General features: G+C 50.1%; 14 protein-coding genes and 1 riboswitch. Of the genes, 9 read left to right on the top strand and 5 right to left on the bottom strand.

Going from position 1 to position 18474, the window contains the following annotated elements; genetic code table 11:
* Nucleotides 1–3 precede the first annotated feature (3 nt).
* Nucleotides 4–1236, top strand: coding sequence for an ABC transporter permease (locus tag CZ379_RS23700; RefSeq protein WP_110933870.1), 1233 nt, complete (start codon nt 4–6; stop codon nt 1234–1236).
* A gap of 89 nt (nt 1237–1325) precedes the next feature.
* On the opposite strand, the gene CZ379_RS26410 is transcribed toward CZ379_RS23700, so the two are convergent.
* The 3 genes from CZ379_RS26410 to CZ379_RS23690 all read right to left on the bottom strand — a co-directional run bounded on the left by CZ379_RS26410 (nt 1326) and on the right by CZ379_RS23690 (nt 3584).
* Complete coding sequence (locus CZ379_RS26410) at nt 1326–1457, bottom strand: sporulation protein YjcZ (protein ID WP_199925751.1); 132 nt, start codon at nt 1455–1457, stop codon at nt 1326–1328.
* Nucleotides 1458–1560: 103 nt separating this feature from the next.
* Complete coding sequence (locus CZ379_RS23695; protein ID WP_110933869.1) at nt 1561–2859, bottom strand: aminotransferase class I/II-fold pyridoxal phosphate-dependent enzyme; 1299 nt, start codon at nt 2857–2859, stop codon at nt 1561–1563.
* Between the two features lie 101 nt (nt 2860–2960).
* Complete coding sequence (locus CZ379_RS23690) at nt 2961–3584, bottom strand: pyridoxamine 5'-phosphate oxidase family protein (protein ID WP_110933868.1); 624 nt, start codon at nt 3582–3584, stop codon at nt 2961–2963.
* Between the two features lie 125 nt (nt 3585–3709).
* Between CZ379_RS23690 and pdxR the strand changes: the two genes are divergently transcribed.
* From pdxR to CZ379_RS23670, 4 genes are all read left to right on the top strand, one after another.
* Nucleotides 3710–5164 (top strand): MocR-like pyridoxine biosynthesis transcription factor PdxR, encoded by a 1455-nt coding sequence (gene pdxR / locus CZ379_RS23685; protein WP_110933867.1) that lies wholly within the window; start codon nt 3710–3712, stop codon nt 5162–5164.
* 48 nt (nt 5165–5212) lie between these two features.
* Entirely contained in the window at nt 5213–5998 is a 786-nt protein-coding gene (locus CZ379_RS23680; protein WP_110933866.1) for a helix-turn-helix domain-containing protein, read from the top strand.
* Between the two features lie 478 nt (nt 5999–6476).
* On the top strand, nt 6477–10034 hold the full coding sequence (locus CZ379_RS23675) for a glycosyl hydrolase 53 family protein (RefSeq protein ID WP_199925750.1): 3558 nt from the start codon (nt 6477–6479) through the stop codon (nt 10032–10034).
* A gap of 242 nt (nt 10035–10276) precedes the next feature.
* Nucleotides 10277–11209: a DUF4097 family beta strand repeat-containing protein gene (locus CZ379_RS23670; protein WP_110933864.1), complete on the top strand. Its 933-nt coding sequence runs from the start codon at nt 10277–10279 to the stop codon at nt 11207–11209.
* A 246-nt stretch (nt 11210–11455) separates the two neighbouring features.
* Here the strand turns inward: CZ379_RS23670 and asd are convergent, their stop codons facing one another.
* Nucleotides 11456–12280 (bottom strand): archaetidylserine decarboxylase, encoded by an 825-nt coding sequence (asd, locus tag CZ379_RS23665; RefSeq protein ID WP_110933863.1) that lies wholly within the window; start codon nt 12278–12280, stop codon nt 11456–11458.
* A gap of 154 nt (nt 12281–12434) precedes the next feature.
* Nucleotides 12435–12547, top strand: a riboswitch (TPP riboswitch).
* Nucleotides 12548–12654: 107 nt separating this feature from the next.
* Here asd and CZ379_RS23660 point away from each other — a divergent pair.
* Genes CZ379_RS23660 through CZ379_RS23650 form a run of 3 tightly spaced genes read left to right on the top strand, consistent with a single transcriptional unit; the run spans nt 12655 to nt 15686 of the window.
* Nucleotides 12655–13257 carry an ECF transporter S component gene (locus tag CZ379_RS23660; RefSeq protein WP_110933862.1) on the top strand — a complete coding sequence of 201 codons (603 nt, stop codon included), beginning with the start codon at nt 12655–12657 and terminating at the stop codon, nt 13255–13257.
* Between the two features lie 3 nt (nt 13258–13260).
* Nucleotides 13261–14889 (top strand): ABC transporter ATP-binding protein, encoded by a 1629-nt coding sequence (locus CZ379_RS23655; protein ID WP_110933861.1) that lies wholly within the window; start codon nt 13261–13263, stop codon nt 14887–14889.
* Nucleotides 14886–15686, top strand: coding sequence for an energy-coupling factor transporter transmembrane component T family protein (locus tag CZ379_RS23650; protein ID WP_110933860.1), 801 nt, complete (start codon nt 14886–14888; stop codon nt 15684–15686). Before CZ379_RS23655 ends, CZ379_RS23650 begins: the two co-directional genes overlap by 4 nt.
* Nucleotides 15687–15767: 81 nt before the next feature.
* Here CZ379_RS23650 and CZ379_RS23645 read toward each other — a convergent pair whose 3' ends face one another.
* Nucleotides 15768–16874, bottom strand: a complete 1107-nt coding sequence (locus tag CZ379_RS23645) for a YheC/YheD family endospore coat-associated protein (RefSeq protein ID WP_110933859.1) — start codon at nt 16872–16874, stop codon at nt 15768–15770.
* A 203-nt stretch (nt 16875–17077) separates the two neighbouring features.
* Here CZ379_RS23645 and CZ379_RS23640 point away from each other — a divergent pair, with 203 nt between their 5' ends.
* Nucleotides 17078–18235, top strand: a complete 1158-nt coding sequence (locus tag CZ379_RS23640; protein ID WP_110933858.1) for a glycosyltransferase family 4 protein — start codon at nt 17078–17080, stop codon at nt 18233–18235.
* Nucleotides 18236–18474 lie beyond the last annotated feature (239 nt).

Here is an 18474-nt window from a genome sequence, read left to right as displayed (position 1 = left end):
ATCATGGAATTGAGGGCGCTGCGTAGCCAGCGTAAATCATCGTTCTGGGGTCAGATCATCCCTTATTTGCCTTACGTATTTCAGAGTGGAGTCGCGGTCGTGCTCCTCATTCTGATTATTGTATTCTCGGCATGGTATACCTCATTCCTGCAGGCGCTGCCGCCGGATCTGCCCGTCCGTTGGATCATGCTCCTGCTGCTGGGGCCTTTGACCGTATATTCCGGCTTCCGAACCTATGTTCAGCCGGCAGATGTTGTATTCCTGCTTCCGCAGGAATCGAAGATGAAGGAGTATCTATCCCCGGTATATTTCAGCGGCGTTATATATAAACTGCTTGGACTATATCTCGTCACGCTTACAGCATGGCCGATGTATGTTAGAAGCGGGGAGGCTGCTATCCCATTCTGGGGGATGCTTGTCGTTCTGCTGCTTTTGAAGGTGCTGAGCGCTTACGGCGCCTGGCAAGAGCTTAGAATTGCGACCTCCCGGGCCAAGGCAGGCTATCGATTGCTGCGCTGGTGCTTCGTCCTGCTGATGCTTGCGGCTTGGATCTGGCAGCCAGCTTGGTGGAAAAGTGTGCTGTTCATGCTGCTGCTGAGTGTGAATTATGTGCTTGCTTTGCGCTTTCCGATGAAACATGCCTTAGCTTGGGAGAATTTAATAGCATACGAAAAAGCTGGTGCCGCCCGAGCCATGATGATTCTTGGTTGGTTCGTAGAGATTCCCGCTGAAGGTCAGAAGGTCATTCGCCGCCGCTGGCTGTCTATGGCCGGCAATCGGATTCCGTGGACGCAGAGCGCCTCGTATCGCTATTTGCTGGTCAAGACCTTCGTCAGAAGCGAACTGCTGGGCATCATAGTTCGTTTAGTGCTACTGGGCATGCTGCTTGTATATTGGACGGGGCATTCATGGTTCGGAGTAGCTGTTTATGCATTTTTTATTTTCATGATCGGCACCCAGCTTAGCGCCCTGCGGTATGTTCACCGGGATTCTCCTGCAGCCTCCTATTACCCGATTATGCAGGGGGTACGGCTTAAAGAAGTGCTGCGGCTTATTTCTCGGCTGCTATTCATTTTGGCGGTCGTATTATGGATACCCCTCCTCGGGGCCTCTTTAATCCACCCTGATGCAAATCTTATGCTCGGCATAGGAGGGTTGGCGGCAGGGATGCTGCTCGTGCTGATTCTTCGCTCCCACTGGGCGCGGAAATGGAGCAATTCTGAGGAAGACGATTAATATGCCGGATGTAGAACGACGACTAAACGCCCTGCGGCTGCAGGGCGTTTAGTTTAGCTTTGTGAAATTCGTTGATCCCTATCGATCAGTTAGATGAAAGCACGGCTTACAATGACTAACAGAATAAAGAGTACAAGGATCACGCCTGTACTGGTAAACAGTCCTGCACCATAGCCTCCGCAGCTGCCACAGCCGCCTCTTACATCCTCTATACCGCTCATATAAATTCCCCTTTCCAAACTAACATTGTGTAAGTCACTACACCGTATTGTATGACAAGGGGCCATATCATGCTTGGGCGATTGTTCTAATTTTAGTAAAATGTTATTTCGCTTTTAAATCCAGTACCGCTTTGTATAAAATATCGAACAGTTCCTCCAGGTTTTCCTCGGCAATACAAGAGAATGCAATGCGCAGATCATGGTCACCAAGGGCAATCGTTCCGACGCTGTATTCATGGAGCAAATGCTGGCGAAGCTCCTCGGCCTGCACCTCTTTAAGCTTAAGACACATGAAGTACCCTGAATTAAATGGGTAGTATTCCCATACATCGCCGTATTTTCCGCTGTCGAGCAAGGATTTCACCTTGTTGGCCCGGCCTTTCATGACATGGAATTTCTCTTCTTTTTGCACTTCAAAATCCGGTGATTTCAGCGCTTGAAGAATAAAGGTCTGAGACGGGTGAGCGCCGCTAGAGATCGTAGCGCGAATGATGCCCAGTGTTTTTTGCTCTAAAGCGGCAAGTGCTTCTTGGCTTTCTGCTGCAAAGGTGATAAATCCGACCCGGAAGCCCCAGACGTATTCTTCCTTCGTAGCACCATCTACCTTTACAGGCAAAATCCGCGGATGAAGGCCAGCAAGCTTGCCGAAGAGGGACTCGGACAAGGAATTCTCAAAGAAAAGTCCGAAGTAGGCGTCATCCGTAACGACAACGACGTTAATGCCTGCTTCCGCAGCCTCCAGAATGGCAGCGACGATTTGTTCCCCTTCCTTGGCTCCCGGAGTATACCCCGTTGGGTTGTTTGGAAAATTAAGAATAACAACGGCTTTGCCTTTGTCCTTCTGAGCAAGAAGCGTTTCGCGGAGCCCCTCACTGTTGAACTTCATATCTTCAGTAAATAGTGGATAGTTGACGATAGAACCGTTGCGGCGGATTCCGAAAGTCAGCTCATAATTCTCCCAATTTTTGTCCGGGTAGATGACAGCGTCCCCTTCATCGACGAACAGATCGGCCACAATGCTCAGCCCGTGGGTAAGTGCATTGGTCACTATGGGGTTGCCGTAGCTTTTGCCGCTTAGGGAAGGATTCTCACGGATCATCTTGTCGCGCCAGACCGTTCTCAGCTCAGGCTTGCCGGCAGGGGGAGCGTAAGGATACAAATCCTGCGGCTTATAGGCGGATAAGGTATCTTGTATGACTGCAAGATGCATCGGGCCGCCGTTTTCCGTGGCTATACCGATAGTGGCATTGAACTTCTTGGCATGGCTGGAGGCTTCAGCCGATTGGCTGAGTATTCCTTCCTTTGGAAAATAAATTTCCTTGCCCAGCGTAGACAACATTTCATATAAATGGGCGTTACCTGCTTTGAGATTTTCGTTCAACTGCTCCGCAAGTGAGTTCATTGCGTAATCATCCTTCCGATCAGTTTGATATAATGGATAGCTTCCGTTTTTACTGCCTAACATTATATCACTTTGACTATAGGGAGTCGATGATTTCGTATTTACCTTCCGCTGTGAAAAGGGCAGTATTTATACATATGCTCTACCGTTTCATTATCTAGCATCTCACTTCTCTCCTTGAGTCCCCCAACGACCTTTTCGAATTTATCGGCTTTTAAATTTTGTCCAAATTTGAATTTGGCGCTGATCTTTGCGGGAACGATCCGGATCAGGGCGACCGCCTTCAGTTGTCCGGCATATAGCGGATCTTCCGGATTGATCGGATCATAGCCGCCTTCTGGCTGCAGCTTCTCCATAAACATGCTGAGGGCATCGGCCTTCTCCTGCAGATCGTCCACGATTTCAACATGCCCGCGAACCATCACACTCTTGAAGTATGCGGAAGCAGGACAGGCGAGCTGCGGATGGGTGAAATAGGACGGAATGATCGCGTACTCCTTGGCTACCGTGAAGCTGACATTCGAATTGGATTTTAAATGTTTCATTTTTTCTCCGGCAAGGCTGCCGTGCATATAGAAATAGCCTTTCCCATATACAAAATTCAAAGGAGTAACCCGGCAGTTGCCATCGCTTCCCACAGTTCCGAGAAAGCCAAAGGTCATTTCTTGCAGAAAGCTTTTTATTTCCTGTTCATTTTCATCCATTGAGAATTCTTTTCTCCTCATAATATACCTTCCTCCATCTTCTATGCTTCGTTTGAAACTAGTGTACGGGCACAGTTGACAATAAAAAAGAACCACTTTACATTAATTTCATTGATCCACTTTTGACATAGAAAGGGTGGTTAGATTTGGATTTCATCCTTCCGCTAGAAGGGCACAGCAAAATACATCGATATAAATACCTAGCGCTCTATCATGCGCTGCGCGAGGCGATTCATGAGGGTACTCTTAGCGGGGGAACTCGTCTTCCTTCTACTCGCGAATTAGCTCAGCTATATGGTTTATCCCGCGGCAGCGTCTCCCAGGCATACGATATGCTTCATGGAGATGGCTATATTCATTCCGTTTTGGGAAGCGGAACTTATGTATCCAATACGGTATCTTCAATTATAGAGGAGCCTTGTGAAACTGCCGCGATTGAATTGTCCGCATGGGGGCATACGGTTATGGGGATGCCGAAAATGGAACGGGAATGGAAATCGATGGAGAACAGGATTTCTTTTTGCGATGCCGGGCCTTCTCTAGACTTATTTCCCCTTGCCGAGTGGAAAAGCGCGATCGCCGCGGCCGTCCGGGAGGAGCTTGACTCCTCCCATTCGCTCGAGGACACGGCAGGGGATATTGAGCTGCGCGAGGCAATCGCGGCTCATTTGCGGCGCAGCCGCGGCATTGCGGCAGATGCGGAGCAAATCTGCCTGTTCAATGGCTCGATGCAGGCGCTCGTGCTGCTGGCCCAGCTTCTGCTGGAGCCAGGCCAGCCGGCGGTGCTGGAGAACCCGTGTTACACGGGGATCTCCCGGGCCGTCGCCGCCTGCGGAGCCATCGCCGTCGCCGCTCCGGTCGACGGCGATGGCATCGTGCCGCGCGATTGGGACGCGCGGCTGCTGTTTGTGACGCCGGGCCGGCAGTACCCGACCGGCGCAGTGCTGTCCCCGGCGCGGCGCCGGGAACTGCTCGCGTGGGCGGCGCGGCGGAATGCGGTCATCATCGAAGATGATTATGACAGCGAGTTTCGCTTCGCCGGCCGGCCGCTGGAGCCGTTGAAGGCGCTCGACCGCGAGGAACGCGTCGTGTACGTTGGCTCCTTCTCCAAGACTATGTTCGCCGCGCTTCGCATCGGCTATGCTGTGCTGCCGCCAAGCCTCGTGGAACCGATGGCTCGGGCCAAGGCTTTGTACGAGCCTGTATCTCCAGCGAGGCTGGAGCAGCGCGCACTGGCCCGCTTCATGCGGCGCGGAGAGTATGCCCGCCATCTGCGGAGAATGCGCCGCTACTATGGGGACAAGCATAAATGGCTCCGTGCCTCTATGCAAAAGCATGCTGGGGGGCTGTTCGATCTACAGCCTTCCGATGCCGGCTTGCATGTGTATGCGCGCTGGCGTGGTTCTGCGGAGGATTATGAGCTTTTCCGCGCGGCAGCGTTCGCGGATGGTGTACAATTCCGGGACGCCTCGGCCTATCAATTATCCATTGGAGCTCCGGCTGCCTGCTTCTGCTTTGCTCATTTGGATCAAAAGCAGATTACGGAAGGAATCCAAAGGATGGCCAATGTGTGGAAAGTTGTTTTAAGCGGACGCCAGTAGGCGATATAATATACTTGGAATGACTTTGATTCGGGAGGGAAGAAGGACATGCTCCATGTTTCACCGTCCTCATTCATATTAAAGCCGGCCTTTGCGAAAATCGTGTGCGAGCCAGGCTGGAAATGGCATAAGCGGGATAAGCCGCTGGCCAATTACGATTTGTTCTATGTATGGAGCGGGGAAGGCACGGTCAACTTGCATGATAAGTCTATACCCGTTGCTAAAGGCAGTTGTTTTTTGTTCCGCCGTGGCGACCATCCAAGTGCTACGCATAATCCGCAGCGGCCGCTCGTGTTGACCTATATTCATTTTGATTTGGATCAGCCTGTAAGCGAAGTCCCGGGATCTTATCGCAAACTGGAGGATACGCTGGACTTTGAGTACATGCTGTCGCGGTATGTTCGTCTTTTCCTGATCAAGGCTTACGCCTTTGAAGAAGAGGCCCGGCTTATATTAAAGCAGCTGCTCATTCATCTGCTTCGCGAGGAACGTTATGTGCCCGTGGAGAAGAAGGTCAGCAATCAGCTGGCGGAAATTATTCTTGAGATAGCCAATTACGTTGTACAGCACCCCGGCTTACCGCATAAGGTGGATACTTTGTCGGCTCGGGCGGGGTTGTCGCCGCGTTATTTTTCCATCAAGTTCAAGGAATTGATCGGCATGCCGGTGCAAGCTTACATCATTAAATCCAGAATCGATCGAGCCCAGCATTTGCTTCTGCATGCCGGAATGAACGTGACCGAGGTGGCCGACGCGCTTGGATATAAAGATATTTTCTTCTTCAGCCGCCAATTTAAGCAGCATACCGGCAAAAGTCCCTCGGAAATCCGATAGCTGTATCTTTTTTTAAAAAAAATGTTGTTTCAAAAGCCTTCGAAAAGGGTAATGAATTTTGATTTACGTCTTAGAGGAGGTGACATGCAATGGGACAAAGACGGCGGATTCGCAGCCGTCAGTGCGTGGCGGCTGGCAGCAATATTTTTCGGAATCGCATACGTCGCAATAGAGTATCTGATCAGGAAGGAAATAATTGGTTCTAATACTTAAAGCTTAATATAGTATTTCCATAGAAGCAGCGGCTCAGCGAGTCGGCTGCTTTTTTAATTTGAGCTGCTGTTATAACGGCACAAACGACAGGATTGGTGCGGTGAAAGGGGGCAGATCGTAGAAATAGTATTATATTTTGTTGGCGCGCTGAATCCTCGTTCTAATTCTTTCCTACTACAATAGATGTGCAGACGATCATTGGGGTGTCATTTTGCGCGGGATCGTTTCATTTCAGTACAACAATATGCAGGGAGGAAGGAAGGCGATGAGGACAATGAAGGAATTGCGGAGGATTCATAAGCCGTTTATTATTTTTTTGATTTTGTTGCTGGCGTTTCCAGGCGTTCTGTTCAGCCAGAGCGCGAGAACTGTGGAAGCAGCCGGAACGATTACGACAGCCATCGAAATTCCGCTAGAGAATCCGGGATTCGAGAATGGCGATGCTTTGGGCTGGACCGTGACCGGGGCGACTTATGCAGTTAGTGTAGAGAGGGACGCAGACAATGCCCGTAGCGGAGATCATTATTTAAATTATTGGTTCGGGGATCGAGGATATGAGTTTCAATTATCGCAGACGGTCAGCGGTCTTGAGGACGGCAGCTATGAACTGAAGGCATGGGCTGCAGGAGATGTAGGCGATGCAGATTTACAGCTATTTGCTAACACGGTAGATGCTAGCGGCAATTCATCGACACAAACTACGGCAATTGTCAATTCGGGCTGGGGCGGTTGGAGCGAGTACGTCGTTCGGGACATCGAGGTGGTTGGCGGAGAAATTACAATCGGCTTTGATGTGGCGGCACCAGTTGGTTATTGGGGTTGTTTTGACGATGTCCAGCTCGTGAAAATTACGGAAGAAGAGCCGTCTGATCCAAGTGAATTTATCAAAGGCGTGGATATTTCTACGCTGCAGGCCTTGGAGGATATTGGGGTCAAGTATTACGAAGGCGGAGTAGAGAAGGATCTGCTGGAGATTTTGAAGAATCACGGCGTAAACTATGTTCGTTTGCGAGTCTGGAATGATCCTGTGCAAGCGGATGGCTACAATGACAAGGCGCATACCGTAGAAATGGCGCAGCGGGTTAAAGCTGCGGGCATGAAGCTGCTTGTAGATTTCCATTATTCCGACTTCTGGGCTGATCCGGGGCAGCAGGTAAAGCCGGCTTCCTGGGAAGACCTTAGCTTCACGGAACTAAAGCAGGCGGTCTATGACTATACCACCGAAGTGTTGTCGGAGCTGGATGCCGTAAACGCTTATCCGGATATGGTGCAGGTAGGCAATGAGATTAATAGCGGGATGCTGCTCCCGGACGGAGCGATCCGAAATTTCAACAATTTGGCCGAGCTGCTGAAGCAGGGAATTCAGGGCGTGCGTGACACGACACCGGCCAATCATGAGACGAAGATTATGCTCCATCTCGCTGAGGGAGGAAGCAACAGCAAATTCCGCAGCTTCTTCGATCAAATCCAAGCACGCGGCGTAGAATACGATATCATCGGCTTATCTTATTATCCTTATTGGCATGGGACTTTCCAGGATTTGAAGAGCAACTTGGATGATCTAGTGACCAGATATGGCAAGCAGGTCGTTGTAGTGGAGACTGCTTACGCCTACACTTATGAAAACGGGGATGATCATGGCAATATCGTTAACGAGACCGAGACGGATATCGCCGGCTTCCCTGCTAGCGTGGATAACCAGAAGCTTGTTATTGAAACAGTCTTCCATACCGTAGCCAACGTGAGGAACCAAAAAGGACTTGGAGTATTTTATTGGGAACCGGCCTGGCTTCCGGGAGTAGGCTGGAAATCGGGAGAGGGCAATGCGTGGGAAAATCAGGCGATGTTCGATTATGACGGCAATGTCCTGGAATCGCTAAATGTATTTCAGTTCATGCCTGGCAGTATAACAGAAAAGCTGCCGATCCTGGTCTACCCTGCGGACAAAATTACGGTTGCCAAGGGAGTGGCTCCGCTATTGCCGGCAACGGTGAAGGTGCTGTACAACGAAGGTACGATCTCACAGGCGGCTGTAACTTGGGACAGCATTGCAGAAGAACAACTGCAAACGCCGGGTACATTTAAGGTTCAAGGCAAGATAACAGGCATGGAGAAAAAGGCGCAAATTGAAATTACGGTGTTGGCACAGGAGAATATGGTCAAGAACGCCGGATTCGAGAGCGGTGATCTGAGCCATTGGACGCTGACGGGAACGAGTTCGGCTGGCAAGGTTGAGAGCAATGCCGGCAATGCCCGCTCTGGAAGCCACGCCTTTAACTACTGGTATGATGCGCCGTATTCGTATCAATTGACGCAAACCATCGCCGAGCTTCCAAACGGAACTTATGCACTGAGAGCTTGGGCTTCCGGGGGCGGCGGGGAGACGGAATTGAAGCTGTTTGCCGAGGATAGCGCAGGGATTGTTCTTAGCACGGAAATGGTTAATACGGGCTGGAATAACTGGACGCAATATGCCATTGAAGACATTGAAGTGAAGGACGGACAGCTAACAATCGGATTTGACGTTGAAGCACCAGCCGAGGTCTGGGGATATTTCGATGACGTTGAGCTGGTACTGACCAAGGAAGAACCTACATCGCCTACTCCACCGACGCCGCCGACAACCCCTACGTCGCCAGGAGCCGGTGGAGGAACGACCACCGCTTCTAACTCGGGAGCAGGCACCGCAGAGCCAGTAAAATCAGAGTCTGATTCAGGACAAGTGAGGATTCAACCAGATCAAATTAAGATCAATGAATCAGGGGTCGGATTGGTTACGGTAGCTCCGAGCGTAAACAAGATTATATTGACGGAAGAGTCTATAGCCATGCTGGGCGAGAGCAAGCTGGAGATGACGAATGGCAGCCTATCGCTGGTTATTCCGGCGGATGTTCTCCAGCAGCTCATCAAGAGCAGTGGAGCATCGTCAGGCTATGAGATCGTGCTGCAGTTTGCAGCAGTGGATCACAAAAGCGTGGAGGCTGCTCTTAAGCGGGGGGCATTGCAAGACAAATTTACATCGATCAAAATATTAGGGCAGGCCTATGATTTTAAACTAAGCGTGATCACTCGGGGCGGGGCAGACCTAGAATTGCAGAGCTTTGCTTCATCAATTACGGTAAGGATCAAGCTGGATGCAGTTAACAATCTGAGTCAAACGGGTATCTTTTATATTTCCAATGAAGGCCAGCTTGAGTACGTAGGAGGGCAATGGAGCAATGGAGAAATCAGTGCGCCGGTTCACCATTTCAGCCAGTATGCTGTTCTTGAGCTGACGAAACGGTTCACGGATGTTCCGGAAACGTACTGGGCATATAATGCCGTATCTGGACTCGCATCAAGGCAAATTGTTGCGGGAGCGCCAAACGGCACCTATAATCCTGGTACTGATGTAAGCCGAGCGGAGTTTGCCGTCATGCTGGCTCGTGCGTTAAAGCTTGAGCCTGAAGTTATGGATTCGTTCGCGGATGTATCACGGGATGCATGGTATTACGATACTTTGTCAGGAGCCTATCAAGCAGGACTCGTGCTGGGGCGGAATGATCGGACATTTGATCCGAGTGCTCCGGTCACTAGGCAAGAGATGGCGGTCATGCTCATGAAGGCTTATGCCCTCCAAGGGGGAGCGGCAATCGCACAGGAGGCTTCGCACAGCTTTAAGGATGCGATGCAAATATCGGATTGGGCGGCAACTGCCGTAAACTCAGCCCATTCCCTTGGACTGATCCATGGGAGAGGACAAGAAGAGTTTGCTCCTAAAGCTCATCTGACTCGTGCCGAAGCAGCGCAAGTTGTATATCAATTGTTATCCAAGCAATACTAGAAGCACGTATTTCTAAGAGGCTGGCATCGTTTAAGATGCCGGCTTCTTGCTTTGAATGCGGAAAAAGAACTACCTAGGCTCAGGTCCAGTATCATTCTAGTCTCCAGCCTGTGGAGATGCAAAAATAAACGATTACAATAGAAGGAGAATTCAAGAAAGAAACATTTATTGGTACTTACATAAACAATGCTGCGGCACATACGTTATTTACATGTAGAAGGAATATATGGGAGGCAAGAGAGATGAACAGAGACAGAATCGTGAATTCAAGCAATCGCAAAAGCAGGAGTAGAGGCAGAAGTCGGATGAACTCCATAACGTTGACTGCAGCGGCGGTATCTTTGATTGTGCTGGCAGGTTGTACCAGCATGAAGGATAAGACCCATGAGGCGGTCGGCCAAGCAGCGGGTTCGCTGGAACAATCGCTAATAAAGGTGGCTGAGGATTGGGGGCAAAGAAGCAGAGAGGCAGGGTTGGCCCGGGATATTTCAACGAGTTCGCAAGTGAGCAAGGCTACGACGCTTAGTCTCGATCATTCGGTAGGAAATATTAAAATCAGTGCGTATGACGGGGAAGAAATACGTATCAACACCACTGTTTGGTTCGGTAAGTCGACCAAGCTGGAGAGCAGGCAGCACATTTTGGATCAGGCAGAGGTGGCGGTGACCGAGAAGGGCGGTCAATTGACGATTGCAACACATCCAAAGGGGGAGCAGCAAAATACGAGCTTATGGACTTGGGCCGAGAAGAAATACGGGATTTCTGATTTCATGATCGATTATGTTATTGAAGTGCCGGACTTGATCGACAGCTATGATATTCATAATGATGTCGGTGTCGTCGAGCTATACGATTTGAAAGGAAGCTATAATATAAGCAGTGAAGTTGGATCAATCCAGATGAATAATGCGTACATTACAGGGAAATCATCGATACAAACGACTACGGGCGGTGTCTCCATGCATATTGCGGATATGAACGAGGAGAGCCGGCTCAACGTCAAGACGACGGTCGGCAATATCGAACTGAACTTGGACGATGCTGTACAATGCACACTTGTCACCAAGAGCGAGGTAGGGGGAATTAGCGGCGCCCAGAAAGGAACCAGTGAAATTAATGGAGGCGGTGGAGAGATCACGCTTCAATCCGAAATCGGTATGATCACGGTGAAGTAGTGCGTATTAAAGGCGTGCCTTAGAAGTGTGCATTTGAAGAAAAGTGCGAATTAGGAGAAAAGTTCGCATTAGTAGAGCAAGACTCTAACCAGCTAGCCTAGTTTTATAGTGAATTTGAATACTAGCTAGAAATCATAATACATTTAATCCGTTGATAGCGTTCAACCCAGTGGTCTAAACTAATGTCTTAAGAGAAGCAGGCCATTCCCAGTATTAGGGGACGGCCTGCTTTTACCTCTATCATCGCTATCCAAGATGAGATCCATTGCCACGTTTGGTCTTATTCGCGGAGTAGAATTTCCCCAGAGGCTCGCCCATTTTAACCTTGCTGCCGATATTGAGCTTAGAAAGCGGCTCAAATGTGCCGTTTTCAATGAGTAGAACGACGGTTGAGCCGAATTCGAAATAAGCTAAATCATCTCCGCGATCCCATCTTGTTGCTTCAACATCTGTATATTTAATGCTGCTTACATTCATGGCGCCTACTTTAACGACGGCAACTTCGCCGAGATCATGCGAAATATAAGTGATAAGCCGCTCGTTTCGGCTAAGTACCGTCCTCATATGTCTCATTCCGAAGTCATTGACCGGGTAGACCTTCCCCTTAATATGCTCGCTCTCCAGCTTGCGTCCCGCTACGGGGGCGTGAATGCGGTGGTAGTCGGTCGGACTAAGATATAGTACGAAGAAATAACCATGATTGTACGTTTCTGTGCGGGGAGAGTAATTGAGCAGCTCTTGCAGCGAATAATCTTGTCCTTTTACATTAAGGATCGTACCCGATTGAATTTCTCCCATTGCTGTAATTAACGCATCGACAGGACTGATCAATCCTTCAGGCAGGGGATGAATCGGACGCATGTCAGGTTTTAGCTTGCGGGTGAAAAATTCGTTCAGCGTCCTGTATTCTTTAATGTCCTTCTCAGCCTCTTCCAGCGGAATGCCGTAGGATTTAGCGAAGGTAGGTATAAGGAGCCGGCTTGCCCCCGAGTGAGAAAACCGACCCATTAGCCGGGAAATCCATTTCCGGGACGTAAGCTCTGTCATCCATTTCATCCATTTTGCGGTCAAATCGGTTCCCCCTAGTTACTTTGCTGAACAAGTGTGCTGCCGTTTTCCATTTCGATTATATTGACATATAATACAAACTAAATCAACAACGAAGCTGTAATAATTAAATTATACTTGCTAGTACAGCAGCTCTTGTTGTATGGTTAAGTCAATCGCATAGTGATACGGGAGCTTGAGAGAATCAGGCTGAGATAGCAGCATAGTCCGCTGCTGACCGTCAATCTGATCTGGATAATGCCAGCGTAGATAATTCGTCGTTCAAGGTTTTCTTGTGCCTATGAACTATATACAGCCGCCTGAGCATATCCAGTCGGTTTTTTTGTTTTTTAGCCATACTATTCTATGTAGTTAATTAAGAAGGGGAGATGTAAGCAATGCAAGAAGCAGTACAAAAAAGAGGTGGCCGGGGATTGAAGCTGAGCGATTTGCTCGTCACGATCCTAGTGTCGCTTGTTCTGGGAGTCGTATATTATTTCTGGAGCGCTGTTTATAATTTGTTTTCGTTTTTCCCGCAGGCGGATGAGCTTGTTTATGGGATGTGGTTCATGGCTTCTACGCTCGTGTTTTTGCTGATTCGCAAGCCTGGTGTGGCGTTAATCGCTGAAATCGCCGCTGCGCATGTATCGATATTGTTCGGCAGCGAGTGGGGAATACAGCTCGTCATGTATAGTGTGCTTCAAGGCCTTGGGGCTGAACTGGTTTTCGCAGCGTTCCGGTACAAGAACTATTCGGCCTCCGTGGCTGCTTTGGCTGGAATAGGCGCGGCCGTCGGATCCTTGATTCCCGATATTTATTACGGCTACATCCAGGATTATCAGACTTGGCTGTTGTTCGCCAAATACGGCATGCGCGCCGTCAGTTCGGCTGTAATTTGCGGATACTTGGCCTACGCGATCGTTAAAGCAGTAGAGGCAACAGGGGTAACGAATCTTCTACGGCCTGTCGAGGAAAAAGACTATGCTGCGCTGGACGATTAAGCAATGATGCCTACACTGACATCAGAGGCCGCTGCAAGCGACAGGCAGAACCAGGCTGCGGCCATTGCAGCGGGCGTAACCGAGCTGCGGCTTAAGTTTCCAGGGGAAGATCGTTTTGTTTTTAAAGATCTTACAATCCATGTACGACAGGGCGAGAAGGTATTGCTGCTTGGGCCTAGCGGAAGTGGGAAATCGACACTGCTACAGGTGCTCTCAGGCATTATTCCCTCACTCATCGAGGTGCCGATGCGCTGTCAGGATCTAAATCAACCTGCGTCTTGGGGATTTGTATTCCAGGATCCGGATACTCAATTTTGCATGCCCTATGTGGATGAGGAATTAGCGTTTGTTCTCGAAAATTTAGCGGTTCCCCAGAGCGAGATGCGGGGGAGGATGGAGGAGGTTCTTCAAGCGGTCGGGCTTAAATTGCCGGAACTGCATGTGCAGATAGACTCCTTATCCCAGGGGATGAAGCAGCGGCTGGCCCTGGCCTCCGTCTTGCTTTCTAATCCCCAGGTGCTGTTCCTTGATGAGCCTTCCGCGCTGCTTGATCCGGAAGGCCGGGAACAGATATGGGATACGGTGAAGCAAATTTCGCCGGATCGAACGCTTATTATTGTAGAGCATCGGATCGAGGAGATCGCTGACTTTGTCGATCGGGTCATTCTCTTTGGCCCGGAAGGACAATTGCTCGGCCAAGGAACGCCTCAAGAGGTGTTCAGCTCCTATCAATCCGAGCTGAAGGAATTCGGAATTTGGTATCCCGGCGTTTGGGAGCACTTCTTCACTTCCCCGGAGGGGGAAGCGCTCTTAGAGCCCGTTCTGCCCGAGCGTCCGTTATCCGTACCGACTGAGGAGCTGCTGGAGTTGTCTCAATTCCGAGGGTTGAGATATGGGCAGCCGGTTATTGAGGTAGAACGGGCATCCATTGCACCCGGAGATTTCATTGCCATTACCGGGCCGAACGGTGCGGGAAAGAGCTCCCTGCTGTTAAGCTTGATGGGCTTGCTCAGCTCGGAAGGAACTTATTTGCTGAAGGGGCAGCCATTGGAACAGGATGTCCACGGGCGAGCTGGCAAATGGCGGGGACGCTGGAAGAAGCGCCAAAAGCAGGTGAAACAGGCAGCACGACTAATCAGCTTTGTGTTCCAGAATCCTGAATTTCAATTCGTAGCCGAGGAGGTAGGCGAGGAGATCGCTTTTTCCCTGCGGCAGGAGGGGATGCCTGAGGAGGCCGTCTCAGAGCAGGTAAGCAAGTCTTTGCTTACCTTTGGGCTGGAAGGTTTGGATCACCGTCATCCTTATCAGCTTTCCCTCGGACAAAAACGGAGATTAAGCGTAGCCGGCGCTGTCGTGCTGCATAAGCCGATACTCCTGCTGGACGAACCGACCTTCGGGCAAGATGCCGTAAATACCTTTGCCATTTTGCGAGTTTGCGAGGAACTGCGCCGTCAAGGAACAGCGATCGTCATGGTTACGCATGAGGAGAAGATTGCGGATATTATCGCCACTAAGCGTTGGGAGGTGCGGGAGGGCAGCATGGTCTCCCAGCAGTTTACGGAGCGCGGAGAAGAAATGAAACATCTGCGGGATCGTGCAGTACAGGAATCACAGGAAGAGGGAAGACGATGAGAAAATTTCTTACGCCCAAGCGAGAGACTTGGCTGCACCGTGCCAATCCCGCTGCCAAGCTGGGTATCATAGTACTGCTGTTCCTGTTGACCTTGTTTACACATAACTTGGATTTTATCGTTTACCAGGCGATTGTCATCTTCCTTGTGCTATTCCTGATGAGCGGGCACCCGCCATGGAAAATCCTGCTGTTGATTCTTCCCTTATTATTCGTTTTCGTATCATCCTCCATAACAATGATCTTATTCGGTAAGGGGGATACGCTTTGGTGGAAGTGGGGGATTATCCGCATTTCAGAGGAGAGCTTCTTTAGGGGGATTCATATCGGCTTTAAATCGATCACTTTCGCTGCAGAGGGACTGCTGTATGTGCTGACTACCTCCTCGGTCGCCCTGTTCTATGCCCTGATGCAGAAGGTGAAGCTAGCACCGAAATATGCTTATAGCTTCATGGCTTCCGTACGGCTGCTGCCGATGGTTTGGGAAGAATTCCAGATAAGGCGCAACGCGCTTCAAATTCGGGGCGTGCGGCATGCTCGGGGCATGCGCGGCTGGGTTGAGCAAACGAAGCAGTATGCTGTGCCGCTGCTGTCTCAAAGCATCCGCCGGGCGCATCGCGTAGCCGTAGCAATGGAGTCCAAGGCGTTTCACAACAGTCGCCGGAGAACCTATTATTATTCATCTGTATTTACGCTATATGATTTAGGGCTGCTTTTAGTGCTGATTTTGGCTTTAGCGGCAGCTTACAACTTGTCGCAACTGTATCCTTTATTCGGCATCACGGATATAAGATATTAGATGTGAGATATTAAATACAGCCAAGGAATAGAAGTCCAGATTCGCTTAAGCGGATTTGGACTTCTGTTTTCTGTCGGCTTGTTATACTTCGCCCTGCAACTCATACTGACCTGCGTGATCGTACAAATATCTTGCGAAATCCATCGGCCGCTGATATGTCTCTTTCCAAATTTCCGTCAATCCGGCTTTTCGAAATCCGTACCGCTGATCTCTCCCGTTGCATTCAATAAAGTAGGGCTGGCCAGCTTGCGTCAAGCCGATGTCGATCCCAAGGTCGGCGAGCAGAGGAAGCCGTGCCGATAAATGACAGGCTATGGAGAGGGACAGCGTTTTTACGTGATAAAGGGCATCCGGCACGAGCCGGGCGGGGATGCACTCGTTTAGCAGTTGGACGGGAAATGGGCGTCCGCCTTTGCCAATGTTGGATAGGAAGCTGTTTTCCGGAGCGATTTTGACATACATTCCGGTAATGCCCCATGCGCCAAATGCGCCGCGCTGGACGGTCACACGAAGATCTAGCGGCCTAGCTTCATATTCGGCAAGAGGGATGCGCTCCTGGATGAGATAAGGGGTGCGTCTATACTGGCGCTGAAATCGGGTTGGAAAGCTTTCTCTGCCAATTCTTTCGGAAGTCCACTCTCTTCTTGCTTTGGAGGGATACGTGATCTTCCAACCTAGGTTATCCCGCTGCAACCTCATGATTCCTTCGCCAACAGATCCGCGCGCAGGCTTCAGTATGAGGTCGTCGTATTTTGCCATCATTCTGCTTAAAGAGGCACTGGTAACCTCTGCAGTTGCCGGAAGATACTGCTTTAAGCGCGGATCCTCTTGCAAGAGGCGATGAATGACGTTTTTCCCATAACGGTTGTTTACGTTGAATATGCTTATGCCCTGGGATACAAGGCTGCGAATTTTCCGGTGGGTGGATGCATCCCTGTACAGGGCGCGATTGTGGATGACCTTCGGCGTGGGAATCGTCATTCTTAAGTAATCGCAGCCGTCCCGTACATAAGCGATACTGCTGTTTTTTCCGACATCCATATCTCCCAATCTCAGAAAGCAAGGAATGAATCCGTTAGCCCGTGCCGCTTCTTCATAGTTGGCTATCGATTCCTGGCCGGTTTTGCGCTGGGGAATTCCCCGGTACATGCTGGAATTAAGCAGAATACCGATATGGTCTTGCCCCATGGATTTTCCTCCTTTTTGTATGCGACTTCTGATTTAATTTATGTGGCAATACCTAAAAGGCGTGGACGACTGTGCTGAATCAACAGCCTGTTTTGTTCATGGCAACCGCGGTGTAGCTTGATTTTCACCGAGCCCTACACCTTGGCGGCGAACAGCGCATATTTTAGGTTAAGGGTTTATTTTATAGAGAGGAAGCAGGGTGCATGAGCAGACAAAAAGTGGCGGTCATTACTCCGGGTTCTTTCGTCATTCCTTCGGGACACAGCAGTTCCGTCGAGCGGGTGATCGAGAAAGTGGCTCCATTGGCGGCGAATGAGTTGGACATTCGGATATTCGGCTTAACGGACGGACAGATCCCCAAATTAGGACAGCTTGGGGAGATTCCGTGTTTTCGTATGCCAGGCGGCAGGCAGTACTTATCTTCGTTGTTACGGCATTTGAGGAAATGGCATCCCGATATTGTGGATGTCCATAACCGCCCCCTGCTTGCCTATCAATTGAAGAATAAGCTTCCGATGGCTAGTGTATTCCTGACTCTGCACTCGACCACTTTCTTCGTCACCTCTAGCCAGTCAGTGGGGAAAATGAGTTTCATATTGGACGGCGTAGATACGATCATCGTGAATAGTGAATATTTAAAAAGAAAACTCCAGCAGCGTTTTCCAGCGATGAAGACGCCGATTTCCGTAAATCCCTTAGGGGTAAGCCTCGAAGATTTCACCCCTCGTTGGACTTCGCCGGGGGAATACCTGCGCCAGGCCAGACTTGCCGATTTGGGCTGGAGCCGACGCAAAATCATAATGTTCATCGGGCGCCTTCTTCCCTCAAAAGGGGTTCACCATCTGCTGAATGCCTTGCCGGAAATATTGAGGCAGGAGAAAGATGCCATGCTGGTTATCGTGGGCAGCGCGTATTACGGCGTCAACCGGGAGAGTCAGTATGTCCGCCGCCTGAAGAAGATGGCGGAGCCTTATAAGGATAGAGTAGCTTTTCTTCCTTATTCCCCTTACCCGAGCGTTGCCGATTGGTATAACTTGGCCGATCTAATAGTTGTACCTTCTGGGGAAGATGAAGCTTTCGGCTTAGTGAACGTGGAGGCGATGGCTTCGGCGGTTCCGGTCGTGGCCAGCCGCGCCGGAGGCATCCCGGAAGTGGTTATCGACGGGGAATCCGGATTGCTGCTGCCACCGTCTTTGCTGCCGAAGAGTTTGGCGCTGGGAATCACGGCCTTGCTCGGGAGCGAGGAACGATGCATCAGGATGGGGAGGGCGGGACGTGAGTTGGCCCGCCGCAAATTCCGCTGGCAGCATACCGCTGCTCGTTGGGTTCATTTGATGAAAGGGCAGAAAACCGGAAGATAAAAGCTTGTTATAAGACTATTTTCGTGCGGATCGCTCCGTCAAGCCGAAAAATAGTCTTTTTTCTTTTGATTCATAGATAGTCTGATCTTCAGGAGCTTGATGCGAGTGGAGTTTCTTGCAGTAAAAAGGTCTGTACGTTTGCCGTTGCAACGTTTGCGGAGCCACATACACTGTATGGAATAGTACAAAAAGCCCTATTTGTGCTACCTTCTTCAGCAATCGGAGCTTGGAGGTGAAAC

Origin of the sequence: Paenibacillus bouchesdurhonensis (assembly GCF_900155685.1) — a bacterium.
Taxonomy (GTDB): Bacteria; Bacillota; Bacilli; order Paenibacillales; family Paenibacillaceae; genus Fontibacillus; species Fontibacillus bouchesdurhonensis.
The sequence above is the reverse complement of the archived record's forward strand: the minus strand, read 5'-3'. Positions and strand labels throughout refer to the sequence as shown.